This window comes from Methylobacter psychrophilus, assembly GCF_025583945.1.
GTDB lineage: Bacteria > Pseudomonadota > Gammaproteobacteria > Methylococcales > Methylomonadaceae > Methylobacter_C > Methylobacter_C psychrophilus.
Map to the genome: position 1 here is coordinate 35,814 of NZ_JAOEGU010000022.1, position 19,272 is coordinate 55,085.

Consider the following 19,272-nt stretch of genomic DNA (forward strand, 5'->3'; position numbering starts at 1 on the left):
AAGACCACCCAAGCCTGTCCTGAGCCTGTCGAAGGGCGTGGTGGCATTTCCGGCAATATCGTGCGGTGTGCCGGAAACGCTTGTTCTCGCTGATGCTCGAAAAAGACTTATTTCGGCCTACAGACCAAAAATTGACAGTATTAAAGTAAATAACAGGCAAAAAAAAGCCCTGGTTAATAATTAACCAGGGCTTTAATAATCAATCTAAAAAATCAGATAAATTATTTGTTAGGCAATGCAAACACAGTGAACGTACCACCTTGTTTTGTGAAAGACGCCAAGCTTGCGTAAGCGCCGTTAGCACCCAAGCCTTCTTGTGATATTTTAACAGCTATTTTTTCCAATGCCGCTTTTTTCTCTGGATCGGTTTCTGCAGCAGCCTTGGCTTGTGCTTCTTCCAACATTCTACCAAAGTCAGTAGCGATACCGATACCTGCCCAGCCACCAATACCGGAAAGAACGCCGACATATTGTTTGCCTTCAAATTTCCAGGTATTAACGTTGCCGATGATGCCGGAAGGTGTTTTGAATTTATATAATTCTTTACCTGTTTTAGCATCAACTGCTTTCAAATAACCTTCCAGTGTGCCGTAAAATACGACGCCGCCTGAAGTAGCCAATGAACCGGACCAAACCGAGAAAGGTTCTTTGTTTGACCAGGCAATTTTACCTGTTTTGGCATCAAATGCAGTGAATTGACCCAAGTTAGTGGTATTGTCCGGTTTTCCGGTCAATACATCCGCACCAGCAGGCATCATGTCCAACGTTGCGCCTACATAAGGCTGACCTGCTGTGTAAGTAACTTCGAAAGGTTCGTAGTTCATGCACAAATGGTTGGCTGAAATGTAGAACAAGCCGGTTTGTGGTGAGTAAGAAACCGGTTGTTGGTTTTTACTACCTAACGCAGCAGGGCAAACGCCTTCTGATTTAACGTCTTCGCCGTTTTGTTCAGTACTGTATTTTGCTACAACAGCTGGACGACCGGTTTTCATGTCGACGTGTGATGCCCAGTTAACTGATTTATCAAATTTCTCGGCAACCAACAGTTCGCCTGTTTCACGATCCAGGGTATAGCCAAAACCGTTACGGTCAAAATGCACGATGGTTTTGTGCATTTTACCTTTAACTTCTTGGTCAACCAGGACAGTTTCATTGATACCGTCAAAGTCCCACTCATCATGTGGCGTCATTTGATAGACCCACTTAACTTCGCCAGTGTCAGCATCACGTGCCCATAAAGACATGGACCACTTGTTGTCACCCGGACGTTGTGTAGGGTTCCACGTTGATGGATTGCCTGATCCGTAATAGATCAAGTTTAATTTAGAGTCGTAACTGGTCCAGCCCCAAGTTGTACCGCCGCCGATTTTCCATTGGTCGCCTTCCCAAGATTTTAAGCTTGATTCTGCGCCCACTGGAGTGACTTTGCCATTTTCCCAGGTAGTTGTTTTGGTAGGGTTTACCAGCATGTCCTTATCAGGACCAACACTGTAACCTTTCCATTTTAATTTACCGGTCTTGATGTCATAAGCGGCCAAGAAGCCACGAACACCAAACTCACCACCGGAAATACCGGTTAACACAGTATCTTTAACAACTAACGGTGCGTTAGTGTTGGTCATACCGAGTTTGGGGTCACCGTTTTGTACACTCCAAACCCGTTTACCGGTTTTGGCGTCTAATGCGGTCAAAACAGTATTAGCTTGTTGTAAGAAAATCTTGCCATCGCCATAAGCCAAACCACGATTTACAGTATCGCAACACATAACCGGAACCGTTACATCAGCATCTTGTGTTGGTGTATATTCCCAAATAACAGACTGGGTTTTTTGGTTAAGTGCGTAAACCGTATTTGGAAAAGGCGTTTGGATGTAGATAATATCATCAATAACCAATGGTCCACCTTCGTGGCCACGTAAAACACCTGTTGAAAAAGACCATGCAGGTTGCAAGTTCTTTACGTTGTCAACATTGATATCATCAATTGTACTGTAACGAGTACCGGCGTAATCTCCACCCCAAGTGGCCCAGTTAGCTGGATCTTTGGTAAGGGTTTCAACATTACTGTTAGCAGTTAAAATTGCTGGTGCAGCTAATAATGCCGCTACACTTGAAGCAAGTAGCCAATTTTTTAAAGGCTTCTTCATATTATAGTTCTCCTGGTACCCTGTTAATTAGACAAAATACTGATTATGATTTTTTAAGACTAATATTAGTTTTTTGGCTGATTCTTCGTTCCTAAAAGGCAGGAATTTTTCACGCCAAGCGACTAGATTTAATGATTTTGCCTAAAAAGTCAACTTTTAATAGACTCGGTGTTGAAGAGTTAGGGCAAAATGCGCTAGCAATCAGGCTTGTCTGCTCTTTAACTACGCACCTGAGATACTATTTTTTCAGCTATTAACTTAATGCATAATAATTCAAAGTCAACTATTTCAAGGTCGATTTTTGGTTATCTTTTAAGAGCCGGTAAGAGGAGCTTAGCGGGATATAAATGACTTAACTGATCTCGTGTTTTAACCGGGTGAGCCGGTTTTTTTTAAATGCTTTCCAGTTGATAGCCGTTGCTGTTCCAACATAATAATCCGCCAGCATCTTTATTCCATGCCGGCAGTACAAAGCGTTGTGCAGAGTGACCGTTTATTTCAAAGTTATGAACGTCAGGGCGGTGTGTATGGCCATGAATCAAGCGTAAGGTTTGGTGTTCATGCATCACTTTAATCACGGTATCCTGATTGACGTCCATAATGCTTTGAGATTTTTTGCGTTTATGAAAATAGCTACGGATTCGGTACCAGCGAGCAACCAACAGTCTTAGCAGGAGCGGTTTGGATAAGACTGACTGTTGCCATTCGGGCGTATGCGATTTAATACGAAAGGCTTGATAAGGAAGGTCGTCGCTGCATAATAAGTCGCCATGGGTCAGTAGTGTTGGCGTACCTTGTAAATCAATAACCACATAATCATCGAGTAGGGTAACACCGGTATCCAGGCAGAATTGTTTGCCTAACAGGAAGTCCCTGTTACCTGGCTGTAAAAAAACCGGCGTACCGGAAGTAGTTAATTGTTTGAGTTGTTTGCGGATTTTATGGTTTGGCGGCGTAGGATCATCATCACCTATCCAGGTATCAAAAAGATCGCCTAATATATAGACAGCCGCCGCTTTAGGAGCTCTATTTTGCAGGAAAGCAAGAAATCGTCGGGTGATTTCAGGTTTTTCCAGTGTAAGGTGTAAGTCTGAAATAAACAGGATTTCTTGGTTCAATGGGGTGCTCGAAGAGGAATAGATGGATGGAGGTACAAGGCGAAAGTGGAATATTTTCGCCTTGTACTTTAAGGCTTTATTCTACAACTTCAGCCTTTTCAATAACGATGTCTGTTTTAGGTACGTTTTCATGGCCACCACGATTACTGGTCGCTTGTTTAGCCATTGCATCGACAACATCCATGCCTTCAATCACTTCGCCAAATACGGCATAGCCCCAGCCACTGGATGTTTCGCTGGTGTGATTTAAAAATGAATTATCTTTGTAATTAATAAAAAATTGGGCAGTAGCGGAATGGGGATCATTGGTACGAGCCATTGCCAACGTACCACGGGTATTTTTCAGGCCATTGTTGGCTTCATTTTTGATCGAGCCATGAACGGCTTTTTGATCAAATTTGACATCAAAGCCACCACCTTGCGCCATAAAATCCGGAATGATGCGGTGAAAGATAGTGCCGTTGTAAAAGCCTTCGTTAACATAAGTTAAAAAATTTGCCGACGAAACGGGAGCTTTTTCAGTATTTAACTGAATAATAATTTCCCCTAGTGTAGTGGTTAATTTAACTTTTGTTTGTGTATCAGACATATTGTTTTCCTTTGAAAAAGAAAGTGTTGAGAATAAAAACAGCATCATGATAAGAACGACTTTACGCATTGGTTTTTCCTTACGAGTGATGCAAATGATAGATTTTATGTGTTTTTATCTTGAAAGAGAAGTAGGCGCTTGGTAAATTGTATCGTTTTATTGCTTAAGCGACCCTTAGCGAGGGTGATTTTTTGGTTAAAAGGGTGCTGTGTGCAGATCCTGCCTAACCGTTTACTTTATAAATATATGTTGAAAATATATAACACCTTGTCCCGAAAAAAAGAATTGTTCCAACCCCGAGTAGAGGGCAAAGTCGGCATGTATGTTTGTGGTATGACGGTTTATGATTATTGTCATGTTGGTCATGCACGCGTGATGGTGGTGTTTGATACGGTTGCACGTTATTTTCGCCATTTGGGTTATGACTTGACCTATGTGCGAAATATTACCGATATCGATGACAAAATTATTCAGCGCGCCAATGACAATGGTGAGGTTTTTGGTGAATTGACCGAGCGCTTTATTAATGCAATGCACGAAGATGAGCGTGCGCTTTTTGTCTTACCGGTAGATATTGAGCCCAGAGCTACACAATCTATCCCTGATATTATTGCCATGATTGAGACATTAATTGCTAAGGATCTGGCTTATGTTGGCAGTAATGGTGATGTGTTTTACGCCGTCACCCAATTTAAAAATTACGGACACTTATCCGGCAAAAATATTAATGACTTGCAGGCAGGGGAGCGGGTTGATGTTGACTTGGCAAAGCGTAATCCACTGGATTTTGTGTTATGGAAAATGGCCAAAGCAGGCGAACCTGCCTGGTACTCGCCATGGGGCTTGGGTCGTCCCGGTTGGCATATTGAATGTTCAGCAATGTCGACTTGTTGCTTGGGCAATCATTTTGATATTCATGGTGGCGGTATGGATTTACAGTTTCCCCATCATGAAAATGAAATCGCCCAGTCTGAAGGCGCAACGGGTGAGAAATTTGTTAATTTCTGGATGCACAACGGTTTTGTGCGGATTAATGAAGAGAAAATGTCTAAATCGCTGGGTAATTTCTTTACCGTGCGTGAAGTACTGAAACAATATAAGCCTGAAATAATTCGTTTTTTTATTCTCTCCAGTCATTACCGAAGCCCTTTAAATTATTCAGATGAACAACTGAATGATGCCAATGCCGCTTTAACGCGGCTTTATACGGCTTTACGTGGCTGTGACGGTACAAGCGCCGATATGGATGCGGATTATGATGCGGATTATAAAGCCCGCTTTGAACAAGCGATGAATGATGATTTTAATACCCCTGTTGCCGTGTCGGTATTATTTGATTTAGCCAGGGAGCTGAATAAATCCAAAGAAACTGATCAGGAAAAAACGTGCTTGTTGGCGAGTACCTTAATACACTTAGGTGGCTTGTTGGGGATGTTGCAGGATGATCCTGAGAGTTTTTTAAAAAGTGGCGTTATTAATGACGAAGACCAAGATACCGTTATTGAGCAGCAAATACAAGCACGTCTGGAGGCAAAAAAAGCTAAAAACTGGGCGTTGGCAGATAAGGTTCGTGATGATTTAAAAGGGCAGGGCATCATTTTGGAAGATGCACCTGATGGCACAACCAGTTGGCGTCGCGAATAGTTTCGAGTATCAATGAGTAGGTCGGGTTAGCATAGCGTAACCCGACAATTACAATAACTTTAACCTGTCTGCAATCAATAATAAAAAATTACCTGATGAGCGAAATTAAAGATAAATCAATCCAGCAATTCCTTGACGAATTGGCCAGTAAATCGGCAACGCCCGGCGGTGGCAGCGTCTCCGCACTAATGGGCGCACAGTCTGCCGCATTAACCAGTATGGTTTGTAATTTAACCATTGGTAAGCCCAAGTACGCAGAAGTCGAAGCCGAAATGCAAGCCTTACTGCAAAAATCAGAGGCGTTACGCGAAAAACTGACAGGCTTGATTAAAGCGGATATTGATGTATTTAACCGCTTAATGGCCGCTTACGGTTTGCCTAAAGAAACCGAGGAAGAAAAGCTAGGGCGTACCGAGGCGATACAATTGGTATTAAAAGTCGCTACTGAAGTGCCTTTGGAATGTGCTCGCGCGTGTGCAGAAGCCATTGAGTTGAGTCGTTGTGCCGCAAAAAAAGGCTATATTGGCGTTATTAGTGATGCCGGTGCTGCGGTAATGGCGGGTTACAGTGGTTTAAAAAGTGCAGCCCTTAATGTTTATATTAATACCGGCAGCCTTAAAGACAGACCGTTTGCAGAGGCTAAACTCGCTGAATTAAAAACGATTTTGAAGGATTTTGATGATACGGTTGTAGAAGATATTTACCAGCTGGTTAAAGCCAAACTGTAACTGATTTTGCTTTTAGCGAAAAAAACAATTGACGAGATATAGATGTGTCGTCATAATAGACAGCTCTTCAAGGGTGGTTTGCAAATTTGGCAAATCAGTCTTAAAAGAGATTTCGGGATGTAGCGCAGCTTGGTAGCGCGCCTGCTTTGGGAGCAGGATGTCGGGGGTTCGAATCCCTCCATCCCGACCAGTTTAGCGCTTGTAGCTCAACCGGATAGAGCACCGGCCTTCTAAGCCGGGGGTCGCAGGTTCGAGTCCTGCCAAGCGCACCATTACAAGAACAACCCATTATTATGGTGAGCGTAGCTCAGTTGGTAGAGTCCCGGATTGTGATTCCGGTTGTCGCGGGTTCGAGCCCCGTCGCCCACCCCAAATAAATCAACACCTTAGCCGTTTATTAGTTAATTATTTTTAAGGCATTGTGGTAAAAATGTCTCAACTTAATGATGTAACTGTATTTTTCGCGGCATCAGTTACACTGTCACTTTTCTTCGTACTTACATTTACAGTATATTCCTTCAGTGATTACTGCTTAAATGTGCATAGCGCAAGACCATCTTCAAATTGGCCCAACCCCCAAGTTCTTTTAGTACATGAAGAGGCATGCCATTTTGTAAATGCCATCTGAAATCACTAATACCCACACGCTCCAAGGCTTTATGCCATGCCGCAGTGTTTGGGCGATTCACTGGCAAGCCTTGATTAGTAAAAATAAACTCATTATTTTTACTAATCTGCGAACGTATAACCTCCAGGGCATCCGAATTTAGCGGATAACCAATCGATTTATTAGACTTCGCTTCATCAGCATGTACCCAAGCGCATTTGCGCTGCATATCCACTTGTGACCATTTTAAGCTTGTCACATTGGATTCCCGTAAGCCTGTTTTCAAGGCAAAGCTCATCCAGTTGTTTTTCGGTAAAATCTAGTGTGATAATAAAAAGACGCTCCGGTTTTAGCAGGTTGTTTTTATACTTTTTATTATACTTTTACATAAAATAAAACCAAAAAATTAACCGCTCGGAGTATATACTAAGGCGGTTCCACAACAATCTTTGCGCTTCGCCTTAAGTGGGTAACAGGTACAATAGGCTGTAAGTTGGTTTTTTACCCTGGATTAATAAAAATGGCTAAACAAGAAAAAACCCTAACAATGACAGTGCTGATGACGCCCGATATGGCAAACTTTTCGGGTAATGTACATGGTGGTTCGTTATTAAAATTATTGGACCAGGTGGCTTATGCCTGCGCGGCAAAATATTGTAAAAATTATGTAGTGACAGCGGCATTGGATCAGGTTTTCTTTAAGCAGCAAGTTAATGTTGGTGAGTTGGTGACTTTTTATGCCCATGTTAATCATGTCGGCCGCTCATCAATGGAAATCGGCGTGAAAGTGGTTGCCGAGCATTTAAGGACTAATGAAAAAAGGCATACGACTTCTTGCTATTTTACTATGGTGGCTATCGATGAAGAAGGTAAGTCTTTCGAGGTGCCTCGTCTGCTACTGGAAACTGATGCAGAAAAAAAACTGTATGCAGAGGCTGAAATGCGCAAAAAAATGCGTCAGCAAAGTTTGGAGAAAAATCGCGCGCTCCATGTTGAATTATCAGAGGAAACGTTTTAAGTGGGACTACAAGAGAATTTTGAACGACTGCCTTTAAAGGATTTTGCCGAGAAAGCCTATCTGGATTATTCCATGTACGTTATTCTCGACCGGGCTTTACCGCATATTGCGGATGGCTTAAAGCCGGTGCAACGGCGTATTGTTTTTGCCATGTCAGAGCTGGGTTTAAACGCTCTGGCCAAGTATAAAAAATCTGCGCGTACGGTCGGTGATGTGTTGGGTAAATACCATCCGCATGGTGATTCTGCCTGTTATGAAGCCATGGTTTTGATGGCGCAGAGTTTTTCTTACCGCTATCCATTGGTTGATGGACAAGGTAACTGGGGCTCACCGGATGATCCTAAATCATTTGCCGCCATGCGTTATACCGAATCACGCTTGACCGCTTACGCCAATACGTTGTTAAGTGAATTAGGGCAGGGCACGGTTGAATGGTCGGATAATTTTGATGCCACCCTAAAAGAACCGGTGTTGTTACCGGCGAGATTACCCAATATCTTGCTTAACGGCACGATGGGTATTGCTGTGGGTATGGCAACCGATATACCGCCGCACAATCTTCGCGAGGTGGCGGCCGCCTGCCTGCAATTATTGGATAAACCGGAAAGTACTTTGGATGATCTGTTCGAGCATATCAAAGGTCCTGATTATCCAACAGATGCTGAAATCATCACGTCAGCTGAGGATATACAAAAAATGTATCTCAGTGGTGGTGGCTCGATAAAAATGCGGGCTATCTACGAGCAGGAAGAAGGTACTATTGTTATTACCGCTCTGCCGCATCAGGTATCGGGGGCTAAATTGATGGAGCAAATAGCCGCGCAAATGTTGGCGAAAAAGCTGCCTATGATTGAAGATTTGAGAGATGAATCAGATCATGAAAATCCTACTCGTTTATTAATCATTCCAAAATCCAAGCGTATTGATGTTGATGCGGTTATGTCGCATTTATTTACCACGACTGATCTGGAAAAAAGCTATCGCGTTAACATGAACATGATAGGCATGGATGGCAAGCCAAAGGTTAAAGGGCTCAGGGATATTCTGGTTGAATGGCTGGCCTTTCGTACTGAAACGGTACGCCGACGATTACAATATCGATTAGATAAGGTACTGGCCCGATTACATATACTCGATGGTTTATTAATTGCCTATCTAAGTATTGATGAAGTGATTGCCATTATTCGTAATGAAGAGCACCCCAAGCCAGTTTTGATGGCGCGATTTGGACTTAGTGATATTCAAGCCGAAGCCATACTGGAATTAAAGTTAAGGCATTTGGCCAAGCTTGAAGAAATGAAGATTCGGGGTGAGCAGGATGCACTGGAAAAAGAACGTGCTGCACTGGAAAAAACCTTGGGTTCGCGGTTGTTATTAAACCGTTTGATCAGAAAAGAAATTGAGCGTGATGCCGAGCAATATGGCGATGATCGTCGTTCGCCAATTGTTGCAAGAGTAGCCGCCGTTGCGCTGCAAACTACCGCGTTAATCAGCAACGAACCTTTAACTATTATTTTGTCAGAAAAAGGCTGGATAAGAGCGGCAAAAGGTCATGATATTGAGGTGGATAGTTTAAGCTACCGCTCGGGTGACAGTTTTCTGGATGCAGTAAAAAGCCGCTCAACACAGCCTGTTTATATCCTTGATTCGACTGGTCGGGCGTATAGTACCTCTGCTCACGATTTGCCTTCAGCGAGAACACAGGGGGAACCCTTAACCGGACGGCTTAATCCACCGGCGGGTTCAATGTTTACGCATTTACTTGCCGGTAATCCGGATGATTGGATTGTCTTGGCCAGTCATTTTGGCTATGGTTTCAGGGTTCAGCTAAAAGAACTATCCAGTAAAAATAAGGCGGGTAAAGCGCTTATTTCCCTGCCCAACGGTGCGAAAGTTTTAAAGCCAGCGTCTGTCCGTAATGAGTCTGATTTGTTGGCAGTCGTTACCTTGCAAGGCCGTTTGCTGGTTTTCCCTGTGGCCGATTTACCGGCGCTTGCGCGAGGCAAAGGCAATAAGCTGATACAGATTCCTCCTGCTGATCTTGCGGCGGGAATTGATAATGTGGTCTCAGTGTTATCAATACCTGAAAACAGCTCGTTAAAAGTGGTTTCAGGTAAACGAACTTTAACGTTGAAAACCTCCGATATAGAGCATTACACCGGCAGTCGTGCCAAAAGAGGTTTACATTTACCTCGCGGGTTTCAGCGGGTTGATGGTTTGGAAGGTGAGTAGTCTTTGTATCGATACAATTAAAGCTGTGTAGGGTGTGATAGCGGCAGCATATTGCGTCGTAGCGGAATAATCCAACATACGACGCAATAAAGTAATCGGCTATTGCGCCCTATCGATTACAGTTTGGTTTAGTTGGTAACAATGAGATCAATCTACGTTGTAAATCGGTGTTGCGGCTATGCGGGCATCGATTTGTTTTGATAGTGCTTGGTAAGTGGGGCTATCAACCGACTGGTAGCGCTGTTTAAATTCAGCTTCGTCCATGTGCTCGGGAAGATCAGTAGGGTCAGGCATAAAGTCGCTGTAACTTTTTATTTTCGACATGGCTTTTTGAATCTTGCGTGCATTTTCTGGCGATGATGTTGCCAGTTCACCGAAGCGTGTGCCGGCTTTATCGGCTGCCAAGTCAATAAAGCTGAAACCACTCCCGCCCTGTGCATCGCTTAATTCTTTCTCTTCACCGACTACTTTGGCTACCTGGCCATTAACAGAAGCGGTAATGGCCGCAGAGCCTATGAAATGCTGGGCAAGGTCTATTCTTTTGTATAAAAAAGTGGAATAGCGTTTTTCTGCCGTTAATTTGGAGGCAGGAAAAGACAGGAGTTTTTTGGTTTCTTTTCGATTAACGTAATTATTAACCGCCATAATTGCCAGCTTGTTTTCTTCAATCGCATTTTCTACTGTGGAGCGTTGAAGGGCTAGCTCAAATAAGGGTTTTAATAAATCGGCCAGCGATAAACGCCAGGCAGGATCATGCTTGGCGATGATTTCGGCAAGTTTTTTCTGGTATATGTCGAGATTGGCATTATCTCCCCCTTGAGTCAGGAAATTTCGTGCCTGAATAAGGGTTCCCATGCTGGAGTAATAGCTAATGGTAGCTTTTTCTTGGTCAATTTGAATGCTTCTAATGGGCCGGGTTGCCAGTATAAAATACTCATTCAGCGAGGTATGTCTAATAATGTTGTCGATAACAAAAGCGGCAAATTTGGCTGGTAGCAATAATTTACCGGCTTTAAATTTTGTAAGGCTGGGTATTTCGCTCTGGTTTTCGTTACCCAATCTAAAGCTGATATTCAAATATCGACCCAAGCTGTTACTTGGCAGTGTCATGGTGACATTAAATCTTAAGACGTCCTGTTTTAGTTCTATTTGTACGGCACTTTTTCTATACCGATTTAACAAATAATTGGCGGCAAGATTAAGATCGGCTTGCGTTAGCTCTATGGTGTTAATTTCATCAGGTTTGGTTTTAGAGCCTTCATAAAGAATTTTTTTGGCTCTGGTAATATCATCATGAGTGAGCGTCCACGCTACTGCAAGGTCAGGTTTGTCACTAATGCCAAAAAAAATCAGCAGGGTGCATAAAATTAGCAAGGCACCCAGACAGAGTAAAAAAATGCGCGAGAGAACTTTCATAAGGCAGTGATCATGTAAATTCCAGCTTGAAGCCGGCAGCTTTAAGATAATCTGCTTCCTGAAGTAAATCAGCATGAGTCAGTGGCGATTGTGATAGCCACTCACCGGGGAATGTTAAGTAAATTTTGGTTTTTATAATAGCGATCTTAAAGTCAGGCAATTCTTGTTCAAGGCGATTACGGTGGAGTAATACGGCCAGTCGCAAAACAAGCGTCAGGTAAGGCGCGAAGTTATTCCAGGGTGATGGTAAGTCTTGGAAAAGAGCTTGCGAAAATTTGCGTCGATGTGCTCTGATAATCGATGCCAGCAACAGTTGATCCTGGTTGGAAAAACCCGCTAAATCACCATTTTCAATAATATAGGCGCTGTGTTTATGGTATTGGCTATGCGCTATATCAATGCCAATTTCATGTAAATCAGCGGCCCAATCCAAAAATTGTACACAGTCTTCATCAGTAGCCCAGTCGTGATGGTCGCTTAACTGGTTCAAAATGATATTAATGGTTTTATTAATCTGCGCCGCATGTTTTTTATCGGTGTGATATCGATCGGCGACAGACTGAACCGTTACCGAGCGCATGTCTTCATTATAAATGCGGCCGACCAAGTCCTGTATGAGACCTTCTCTTAAGGCGCCATCAGAAACTGTCATTTGTTCTATGCCCAAGCTTTTAAAAGTAGCATAGATAATAGCCACGCCGCCCGGAAAAACCGGTAGGCGTTCTGGATCAAGGTCGGGTAAATTAAGATTATTAATATGATCGCATTGGTTTATATGGGCAACCAGTTTCTCCAGACCTTGCCAGGTTATGCCGTTATTACTCCAGTTAGTCGCTTGCAGAACTTTTGCAATTGAACGCAAGCTGCCGGATGCACCAATGGCTTCATCCCAGTTTGAAGTATAAAATTTTTTCTTGAATGGCTCCAGTTGTTGTTCGGCAAACAAGGTTGCCTGAGCAAAGGCATGTTTTGATAAGCGGCCCTCTTTAAAAAAGGCATTGCTCACTGAAACACAACCCATATGTAAACTCTCTTTCTCTTTGGGTGTTTCGCCGGTGCCGATGATGTATTCGGTACTACCGCCGCCGATATCGATAACTAGGCGTAGTTTGGCGTTACTGCTCAAGCTATAAGCGACTCCCAGGTAGATCAGGCGAGCTTCTTCTATCCCGGAAATGATATGGATGGGATGGTTTAAAGCCTGTTCGGCTTTGATAAGAAACTGTGCGGCATTTTTAGCGGTACGCAGGGTGTTGGTGCCGACAATGCGTACACTGCCAGGCGGGAAGTGACGGATTCTTTGGCCAAACCGTTCCAGGCAGGCCAGCGCCCTATTTTGAGTACTTTCATCCAAAATGTTGTTGGCATCCAGTCCGGATGCAAGCCTGACCATTTCCCTAAGTCGGTCAATTGTTTGTGGTGTACCGTTGTTTAAATTGCATACAATCATGTGAAAACTATTGGAGCCCAAGTCTACGGCAGCAACAATTTCTGGTGGTTTGTTAGGCACGTATTATCCAGTTTTGTCTACGAGGCGTGTTAATGTCTGATAAAATAACACAGTTTTCTGTGGTCCATTTAAGCTTTTTATTATGGATTACATTTGTCTAATTTAACTTATTTAAAGGCTCCCGTTAAGTGTTAGTTTCAATATGAATGCATTATCTATTCGTAAGCTTCGAAAAACTTATAATAATGGTTTTGAGGCCTTAAAAGGTATTAATCTTGATGTTGAGGAAGGTGATTTTTTTGCCTTGCTCGGGCCTAATGGTGCCGGTAAGTCGACGGCGATTGGCATTATAAGCTCGTTGGTTAATGAGTCCAGTGGCTCGGTTAGTATCTTTGGTCATGATTTAAAAACCGATCGATCAAGAGCCAAAAGTTGCTTGGGTCTGGTTCCGCAAGAAGTTAACTTTAATCAATTTGATACGGTCAAAAGTATTGTTATTAATCAGGCAGGTTATTATGGACTGCCCCGTAAACTTGCGCTGCAAAGAACGGAGCATTGTCTTAAGCAGATGGATTTATGGGATAAGCGTGATACGGTTTCCCGGCGTTTATCCGGCGGTATGAAGCGCCGGGTTATGATTGCACGTGCCATGGTGCATGCGCCCAAGTTGTTGATTCTTGATGAGCCGACTGCCGGTGTTGATATAGAAATCCGCAGGTCCATGTGGAAAATGATGGAGGCTGTTAATCAGGAGGGCACAACGATTATTTTAACGACGCATTATCTGGAAGAAGCCGAAAGCCTGTGCCGTAATATTGCGATTATTGATCAGGGTTTGATCGTCGAAAATACGGATATGGCCAGTTTACTGGCAAGATTGCATGTTGATCACTTTATTCTCGATCTGGCAGAGTCGTTAGCTAATGTTCCCGTCATTGCCGGCTATCAGATTGAGCGTATAGCCGAAAAGATACTTAGCGTTGCTGTGCCAAAAGAATTAGGGCTTAATCAATTATTCAGTCAATTAAGCGCACATAACATCAAGGTGATTAGTCTGAAAAACAAGAGTAATCGTTTGGAGCAATTATTTATGGATTTGGTCGAATCAAAGTCCACAGGTGCTGAGTAATGAATTATTCTATTGCTTTAAAAACGTTGGTGATAAAAGAAATCTCCCGATTTGTGCGTATCTGGCCACAAACTTTATTGCCACCGGCGATTACCACGGCATTATATTTTTTAATTTTCGGTAAATTGATTGGCGGTCGCATTGGCACCATTAATGGCGCAAGTTATATGGATTATATTGTCCCCGGCATTATTCTTATGTCGGTAATCAGTCATTCTTATGCGAATGTGGTTTCCTCTTTTTATTCGACCAAATTTCAGCGTAATATTGAAGAGTTGTTGGTAGCTCCCGTACCCAACTGGGTGATTCTTGCCGGCTATGTCAGCGGAGGTATTATTCGTGGTTTGTTGGTCGGTTTGGTGGTCGCATTAATCTCGCTTTTATTTGCCGATATTGTCGTCAATAACGTGTTGATTACTTTATCCATGGCTTTATTGACTGCGACTTTATTTTCTTTGGCCGGTTTTATTAATGCGGTGCTTGCAGAAAGCTTTGACGATATTTCCATTATTCCCAACTTTATATTAACGCCCTTAAGTTATCTGGGGGGCGTTTTTTATTCGGTAGAGATGTTGGAGGGTGTCTGGAAAACTATTTCCAGAGCCAATCCCATTTTGTATATGATTAATGCCTTTAGATACGGGTTGATAGGCGTGACGGATGTTAGTATCCAGTTGGCTTATATGATTACGGGGGGATTTATTGTGGTATTAATGTTTTTCAGCTTGTTTTTATTACATAAAGGCATTGGTATCAAGAATTAAATGACAGGCAGGTTTTTAGATAATGATAATTTTTCAGACAAACGACTGGCAAATCGTTATCATATTTTATTTTTTAACAAGCAATAAGGTTTTATCATGCAAGTAGCTGACAACATGGCTGTTTCTATTCATTACACCCTGACTAATGATGAAGGGGAAGTACTTGATAGTTCGATAGGTGAAGAGGTATTGGTTTATCTGCAAGGCAGCGGAAATATTGTCCCCGGTCTTGAAAATGCTCTCGTTGGCAAAGTTATCGGTGACAAATTTACTGTGCGTATTGCTCCTGAAGAGGCCTATGGCGAACTGATGGACGATATGATTCAGGTGCTTTCACGGGATATGTTTGAAGGTATCGATAATATAGAAGTCGGTATGCAGTTTCATGCCGATGTTAGTGAAGGTCCCGGCGTAGTCACTGTGGTTAATATTGAGGGTGATGAGATTACTATTGACGGAAATCATCCGTTGGCAGGTGTTGCCTTAAACTTTGATGTGGAAGTGATTGATGTAAGACCTGCCACAGAAGAAGAAGCGACTCATGGTCATATTCATGGCGAGGGTTGCCATCACTAAATATGGCAAAATAGATTCCAGGAAAATGACGAAAAGATTGGCTTGCTTTATCGTCTGCCAATCACTCAAGTGTAGCCGGGCTTTATAGTTATTGAAGTTCTCAAGTGTTCCGGTCGGGTTGAATGCCCGACCGGAATCAAAAGTTCCCCTGTCCTTAATTATGTATCCAGTATCTTTTGTATTTTCCTGCGGATCAGATTTTGTTTATCTACATCATCGATAGGCTTTAATTGCTGATCGGTGATGTAAAACATATCTTCGGCACGACTGCCTATGGTGGTTATTTTTGCACTGAGCAGATTAACCTTCTGTTCGAGGAAGGCGCGTCCTATTTTCGATAAAAGTCCCGCATGGTCTGTCGTGATAAGTTCCATTATCGTATGCCTGTGTAATGGATCTGATAAAAATTTGATGCTGGTAGGAATAGGAAAATGTAAGGCTTGTCTTGATTTTGATCGACGATGGATGTTGATATGGCCTTTTACGTCCCTGTTTAGCAGATTGTTGCGGAGTGACATACAAATATGAGCCACTCTACAGGATTCGTTGATGGGCTCTCCTGATTGCTCAAGTACCTGAAAGCTGTTAAGCACATAATTATCCTGAGTGGTCATTATTCTGGCATCAAGAATGGTCAGGCCTAGCTGATCAAGTGTGGCGGTGATAATTGAGAAAATAGGGCCTTCGTCTTTAGTGTAAACAAACACTTCAGCGCTACCCAGTTGGGTTTGCTGGCGCAATAAAACCAGCGGCAAGTCGGCTTCTTTGGAGGCGACTATGGTTGTTGTATGCCAAACGATTTCATCGGCAGAATAACGTAAAAAATAATCATCGTTGGTGTGTTGCCATGCGCTATAAATGATGGCTTCCGATATTCCAAGTTTAATCAGTTCGTCTTTGGCTTCCTGTTTATTTTCACGCAATCGGTCGGCAAGAGTTGCAGGATTTTGGAGTCCCTGGATCAGGGCGTTGTAAGTGGCAGAATAAAGCTCTTTAAGTAAGGCATCTTTCCAGCCATTCCATAGTTCCGGATTAGTGGCCCGTATATCTGCGACGGTTAATAAATACAAGTGATTAAGATATTCGATACTGCCGACTTTTTGCGCAAATTCATGAATAACATCCGGGTCGCCGATATCTTTTCGCTGGGCTGTCATGGACATAACCAAATGGCTCCGAACCAGCCAGGTGATTAGTTTGGTATCGTGAGCGGAAAGATCATGTTGAATACAAAAATCTCGGGCAATGTTTTCACCTATAGCTGAATGGTCGCCATTTTGACCCTTGGCAATATCATGAAAAAGCGCGGCAATATATAAGATTTCCGGTTTTGTGATCAGCAGAAAAACGCTATTGCAGAGCGGGAATTCATCCCGGTGTTCTTCCAATGAAAAACGCCGCAAGTTTCTAACCACAAAAAGCGTATGTTCATCTACCGTATAAATGTGGAACAAGTCATATTGCATACGCGCAACGATGTTGGCAAAGCTGGGTAAGTAGGCAGCTAATACGCCGTATCGATTCATGCGTCTTAATTCATGGGTCAAGCCGCGTGGCCTGCGAAAAATTTCGATAAAAAGGCAATTGGCGGTTTTATTATTACGGAATTCAGCATCAATCAAATGCAGGTTTTTTCTGATCAGGCGTATGGTTGTGGCTCTTATACCTGATAGTGACGGGTTTACTTGCAGCAGTAAAAAAACTTCCAGTAAAGCCAGTGGCTGTTGTTCGAATAGCGACTCGTTGATTGCCTCAAGATAACCGTTGATGGCAATAAATTTGTCGTTAACCGGGGTTTCTTTGCAAAGCATCTCACCGGCGACAAAGCGCTCATTAAATAATTGCAGCAACATTTCATTGAGTCGTTCAAGTCCTTGTACGGTTTTAAAATAAAACTGCATAAATTGTTCGACATCTTGATTATAGTGCTGATCCTCAGTGCTGAAGCCAAATTGCTGGGCAAGTTCACGTTGATAATCAAAAACGAGCCTATCTTCCGCCCGGTCAGTTAACAGATGTAGCGCATAACGAATTCGCCATAACACATCGCGGGCTGAAATGAGTTCTGCATATTCGGACTCAGGTAAGAAGTCGTATTTAATCAGCTCCTTGAGTGTTGATGAGTTGTAATGACGTTTAAATACCCAGGCAATAACCTGCATGTCCCGCAATCCACCAGGACCTTCTTTAATATTGGGTTCAAGGTTATAGGCGGTATCGTGAAATTTGGCGTAGCGGAGTCGTTGTTCCTCCATCTTGGCGGCAAAAAACTGATCGGATGGCCAAATTTTATCAGGTGTTATACGCAGTTTAAGCATTTCATAAAGCGTATTGTTGCCGGCAATCAGGCTGATTTCCATCAGACTGGTCATGATAGTTTGATCATCAAGAGCCACGGTAACGCATTCATCGATAGTGCGTACGCTATGTCCCGGTTTTAAGCCGATATCCCACAGAAAAGTAAACAGGTTTGCCAGTGCTTCCTGATAAGCTGAGGTGTCGTCAGAATCCAATAGAACAATAATGTCGATATCGGAATGAGGAAACAACTCTCTTCTGCCAAAACCACCGACGGCGCATAAGCTTAATTGCTCTGCATGTGGGCCCAGAAAATGCTGCCAACAACAGCTTAAAATCAGATCAATAAAGTCTGATTTTTCTTTAAGTAGATCTGAAACTGATTGGTGTGGGTCGAATTTTAGTTTTAATTCGATGTTTTTTTGTTTTAGCAGGTGTTTAAACTGTAGCAGGCTATCAGGTTGTGAAAAAAGTGTAGGATTGATATATTCATCTATAGCTGTCACATTTCCTCTTTACGCAATGTCAAGATTTCATAGCCCTCAGTAGTCACTAAAAGGGTGTGCTCAAATTGTGCGGATAGACTCCGGTCTTTGGTAACGGCTGTCCAGCCATCAGCTAATACTTTAACGTCATATTTGCCCAGATTAATCATGGGCTCAATGGTTATTATCATGCCAGCCTCAAGGGTTATTCCTGTTCCTGCTTTACCGTAATGCAAAACTTGCGGTTCTTCATGGAATTTTTTACCGATACCATGCCCGCAAAAGTCTCTAACCACTGAGTAACGATTACTTTCGGCGTGTTTTTGTATAGCGTGGCCAATGTCGCCTAAAGTAGCACCGGCTTTGACTTGTTCTATGCCAAGGAACATGGATTCCTGGGTTACTTTAATCAGGCGTTTTGCATGTTGACTCACTTCGCCGACGCAGAACATTTTACTGGTATCCCCATGGTAATCATCTTTAATGACGGTGATGTCAATATTAACGATATCTCCCTCTTTTAGTTTTTTTTCGCAGGGAATGCCATGACAAACTGTCTGGTTAATGGATGTGCATATTGATTTTGGAAAACCGTGATAATTGAGTGGTGCCGGGATGGCGTTTTGTACATCAATGATATAATCATGACAGAGTTTATCAAGTTGTTCGGTGGTTACGCCAGGAACAACGTAGGGTTCAATCATTTCCAAAACTTCGGCTGCCAGTCTTCCGGCGATACGCATTTTGGTGATTTCACTGGGGGATTTAATGATTATGCTCATGGGCGGTTCAGGAATTAGGGTTTAGGGTTCAAGGTGTAATGTTAACTTAACATACTCTAATTTTGCACCTTTTGCCTGTAATAGCGCAAATTTTAACAGACAGTTGCTTGTTGTAAAAAGTAAATTATGGTATAAAGTGAAGTTCATTTTTGTAAAAAATACTCACGCTTATCGTCACGTTTGGTAGGGTGCCGACTTCATTTGCTGAAGTGGGTTACTAGACGGGATAGGCGGAGGCACAACCCAACTCGGAATAAAATATTCCGACTTTAAATCTTAGGAGAAATAA

15 protein-coding genes and 3 tRNA genes are annotated in these 19,272 nt (G+C 42.7%); 10 read left to right on the forward strand and 8 right to left on the reverse strand.

Annotation, left to right across the window (positions count from 1 at the left end; all coding sequences use genetic code 11):
• Window positions 1-221 precede the first annotated feature (221 nt).
• From N7974_RS11740 to N7974_RS11750, 3 genes are all read right to left on the reverse strand, one after another.
• A complete protein-coding gene (locus tag N7974_RS11740; protein WP_262965801.1) occupies window positions 222-2,147 on the reverse strand; it encodes a PQQ-dependent dehydrogenase, methanol/ethanol family in 1,926 nt (641 codons plus the stop codon).
• Window positions 2,148-2,539: 392 nt separating this feature from the next.
• Complete coding sequence (locus tag N7974_RS11745; protein WP_262965802.1) at window positions 2,540-3,265, reverse strand: UDP-2,3-diacylglucosamine diphosphatase; 726 nt, start codon at window positions 3,263-3,265, stop codon at window positions 2,540-2,542.
• A 76-nt stretch (window positions 3,266-3,341) separates the two neighbouring features.
• Window positions 3,342-3,923, reverse strand: coding sequence for a peptidylprolyl isomerase (locus tag N7974_RS11750; RefSeq protein WP_262965803.1), 582 nt, complete (start codon window positions 3,921-3,923; stop codon window positions 3,342-3,344).
• A 177-nt stretch (window positions 3,924-4,100) separates the two neighbouring features.
• On the opposite strand from N7974_RS11750, the gene cysS reads away from it, so the two are divergent.
• The 5 genes from cysS (at window position 4,101) to N7974_RS11775 (ending at window position 6,598) form a co-directional block, all read left to right on the forward strand.
• The gene (cysS, locus tag N7974_RS11755; RefSeq protein WP_262965804.1) at window positions 4,101-5,498 is read left to right on the forward strand and encodes a cysteine--tRNA ligase; all 1,398 of its coding nucleotides are present in this window, start codon (window positions 4,101-4,103) and stop codon (window positions 5,496-5,498) included.
• Window positions 5,499-5,593: 95 nt separating this feature from the next.
• Window positions 5,594-6,226 (forward strand): methenyltetrahydrofolate cyclohydrolase, encoded by a 633-nt coding sequence (fchA, locus tag N7974_RS11760; RefSeq protein WP_262965805.1) that lies wholly within the window; start codon window positions 5,594-5,596, stop codon window positions 6,224-6,226.
• A gap of 113 nt (window positions 6,227-6,339) precedes the next feature.
• A tRNA-Pro gene (locus tag N7974_RS11765) sits at window positions 6,340-6,416 on the forward strand.
• 5 nt (window positions 6,417-6,421) lie between these two features.
• Window positions 6,422-6,498, forward strand: a tRNA-Arg gene (locus N7974_RS11770).
• Between the two features lie 24 nt (window positions 6,499-6,522).
• Window positions 6,523-6,598: transfer RNA gene (locus N7974_RS11775), tRNA-His, on the forward strand.
• A 146-nt stretch (window positions 6,599-6,744) separates the two neighbouring features.
• Here the strand turns inward: N7974_RS11775 and N7974_RS11780 are convergent.
• Complete coding sequence (locus N7974_RS11780) at window positions 6,745-7,131, reverse strand: tyrosine-type recombinase/integrase (RefSeq protein WP_394813113.1); 387 nt, start codon at window positions 7,129-7,131, stop codon at window positions 6,745-6,747.
• Window positions 7,132-7,353: 222 nt separating this feature from the next.
• On the opposite strand from N7974_RS11780, the gene N7974_RS11785 reads away from it, so the two are divergent.
• Both N7974_RS11785 and parC read left to right on the forward strand, forming a co-directional pair.
• The gene (locus N7974_RS11785; protein WP_243219239.1) at window positions 7,354-7,851 is read left to right on the forward strand and encodes an acyl-CoA thioesterase; all 498 of its coding nucleotides are present in this window, start codon (window positions 7,354-7,356) and stop codon (window positions 7,849-7,851) included.
• The gene (gene parC / locus N7974_RS11790; protein ID WP_262965807.1) at window positions 7,852-10,083 is read left to right on the forward strand and encodes a DNA topoisomerase IV subunit A; all 2,232 of its coding nucleotides are present in this window, start codon (window positions 7,852-7,854) and stop codon (window positions 10,081-10,083) included.
• A gap of 147 nt (window positions 10,084-10,230) precedes the next feature.
• On the opposite strand, the gene N7974_RS11795 is transcribed toward parC, so the two are convergent.
• A complete protein-coding gene (locus N7974_RS11795; RefSeq protein WP_262965808.1) occupies window positions 10,231-11,499 on the reverse strand; it encodes a hypothetical protein in 1,269 nt (422 codons plus the stop codon).
• A 10-nt stretch (window positions 11,500-11,509) separates the two neighbouring features.
• A complete protein-coding gene (gene ppx / locus N7974_RS11800) occupies window positions 11,510-13,009 on the reverse strand; it encodes an exopolyphosphatase (protein ID WP_262965809.1) in 1,500 nt (499 codons plus the stop codon).
• 142 nt (window positions 13,010-13,151) lie between these two features.
• Between ppx and N7974_RS11805 the strand changes: the two genes are divergently transcribed.
• From N7974_RS11805 to N7974_RS11815, 3 genes are all read left to right on the forward strand, one after another.
• Window positions 13,152-14,078 carry an ABC transporter ATP-binding protein gene (locus tag N7974_RS11805; RefSeq protein ID WP_262965810.1) on the forward strand — a complete coding sequence of 309 codons (927 nt, stop codon included), beginning with the start codon at window positions 13,152-13,154 and terminating at the stop codon, window positions 14,076-14,078.
• A complete protein-coding gene (locus N7974_RS11810; protein ID WP_262965811.1) occupies window positions 14,078-14,842 on the forward strand; it encodes an ABC transporter permease in 765 nt (254 codons plus the stop codon). The genes N7974_RS11805 and N7974_RS11810 overlap by 1 nt, the downstream gene beginning before the upstream one ends.
• Window positions 14,843-14,938: 96 nt before the next feature.
• Window positions 14,939-15,418 carry an FKBP-type peptidyl-prolyl cis-trans isomerase gene (locus tag N7974_RS11815; protein ID WP_317451604.1) on the forward strand — a complete coding sequence of 160 codons (480 nt, stop codon included), beginning with the start codon at window positions 14,939-14,941 and terminating at the stop codon, window positions 15,416-15,418.
• 158 nt (window positions 15,419-15,576) lie between these two features.
• On the opposite strand, the gene glnD is transcribed toward N7974_RS11815, so the two are convergent.
• Window positions 15,577-18,213 carry a [protein-PII] uridylyltransferase gene (glnD, locus tag N7974_RS11820; RefSeq protein WP_394813114.1) on the reverse strand — a complete coding sequence of 879 codons (2,637 nt, stop codon included), beginning with the start codon at window positions 18,211-18,213 and terminating at the stop codon, window positions 15,577-15,579.
• Window positions 18,214-18,218: 5 nt separating this feature from the next.
• Window positions 18,219-18,983, reverse strand: coding sequence for a type I methionyl aminopeptidase (gene map, locus N7974_RS11825; RefSeq protein ID WP_262965813.1), 765 nt, complete (start codon window positions 18,981-18,983; stop codon window positions 18,219-18,221).
• Window positions 18,984-19,272 lie beyond the last annotated feature (289 nt).

Bases quoted from the DNA above. Each gene is read 5' to 3' on its own strand.
- N7974_RS11740 (WP_262965801.1), bottom strand. From the start codon at position 2,147: ATGAAGAAGCCTTTAAAAAATTGGCTACTTGCTTCAAGTGTAGCGGCA.
- N7974_RS11750 (WP_262965803.1), bottom strand. From the start codon at position 3,923: ATGCGTAAAGTCGTTCTTATCATGATGCTGTTTTTATTCTCAACACTT.
- cysS (WP_262965804.1), top strand. From the start codon at position 4,101: ATGTTGAAAATATATAACACCTTGTCCCGAAAAAAAGAATTGTTCCAA.
- fchA (WP_262965805.1), top strand. From the start codon at position 5,594: ATGAGCGAAATTAAAGATAAATCAATCCAGCAATTCCTTGACGAATTG.
- N7974_RS11780 (WP_394813113.1), bottom strand. From the start codon at position 7,131: ATGAGCTTTGCCTTGAAAACAGGCTTACGGGAATCCAATGTGACAAGC.
- N7974_RS11785 (WP_243219239.1), top strand. From the start codon at position 7,354: ATGGCTAAACAAGAAAAAACCCTAACAATGACAGTGCTGATGACGCCC.
- N7974_RS11795 (WP_262965808.1), bottom strand. From the start codon at position 11,499: ATGAAAGTTCTCTCGCGCATTTTTTTACTCTGTCTGGGTGCCTTGCTA.
- N7974_RS11805 (WP_262965810.1), top strand. From the start codon at position 13,152: ATGAATGCATTATCTATTCGTAAGCTTCGAAAAACTTATAATAATGGT.
- N7974_RS11810 (WP_262965811.1), top strand. From the start codon at position 14,078: ATGAATTATTCTATTGCTTTAAAAACGTTGGTGATAAAAGAAATCTCC.
- N7974_RS11815 (WP_317451604.1), top strand. From the start codon at position 14,939: ATGCAAGTAGCTGACAACATGGCTGTTTCTATTCATTACACCCTGACT.
- map (WP_262965813.1), bottom strand. From the start codon at position 18,983: ATGAGCATAATCATTAAATCCCCCAGTGAAATCACCAAAATGCGTATC.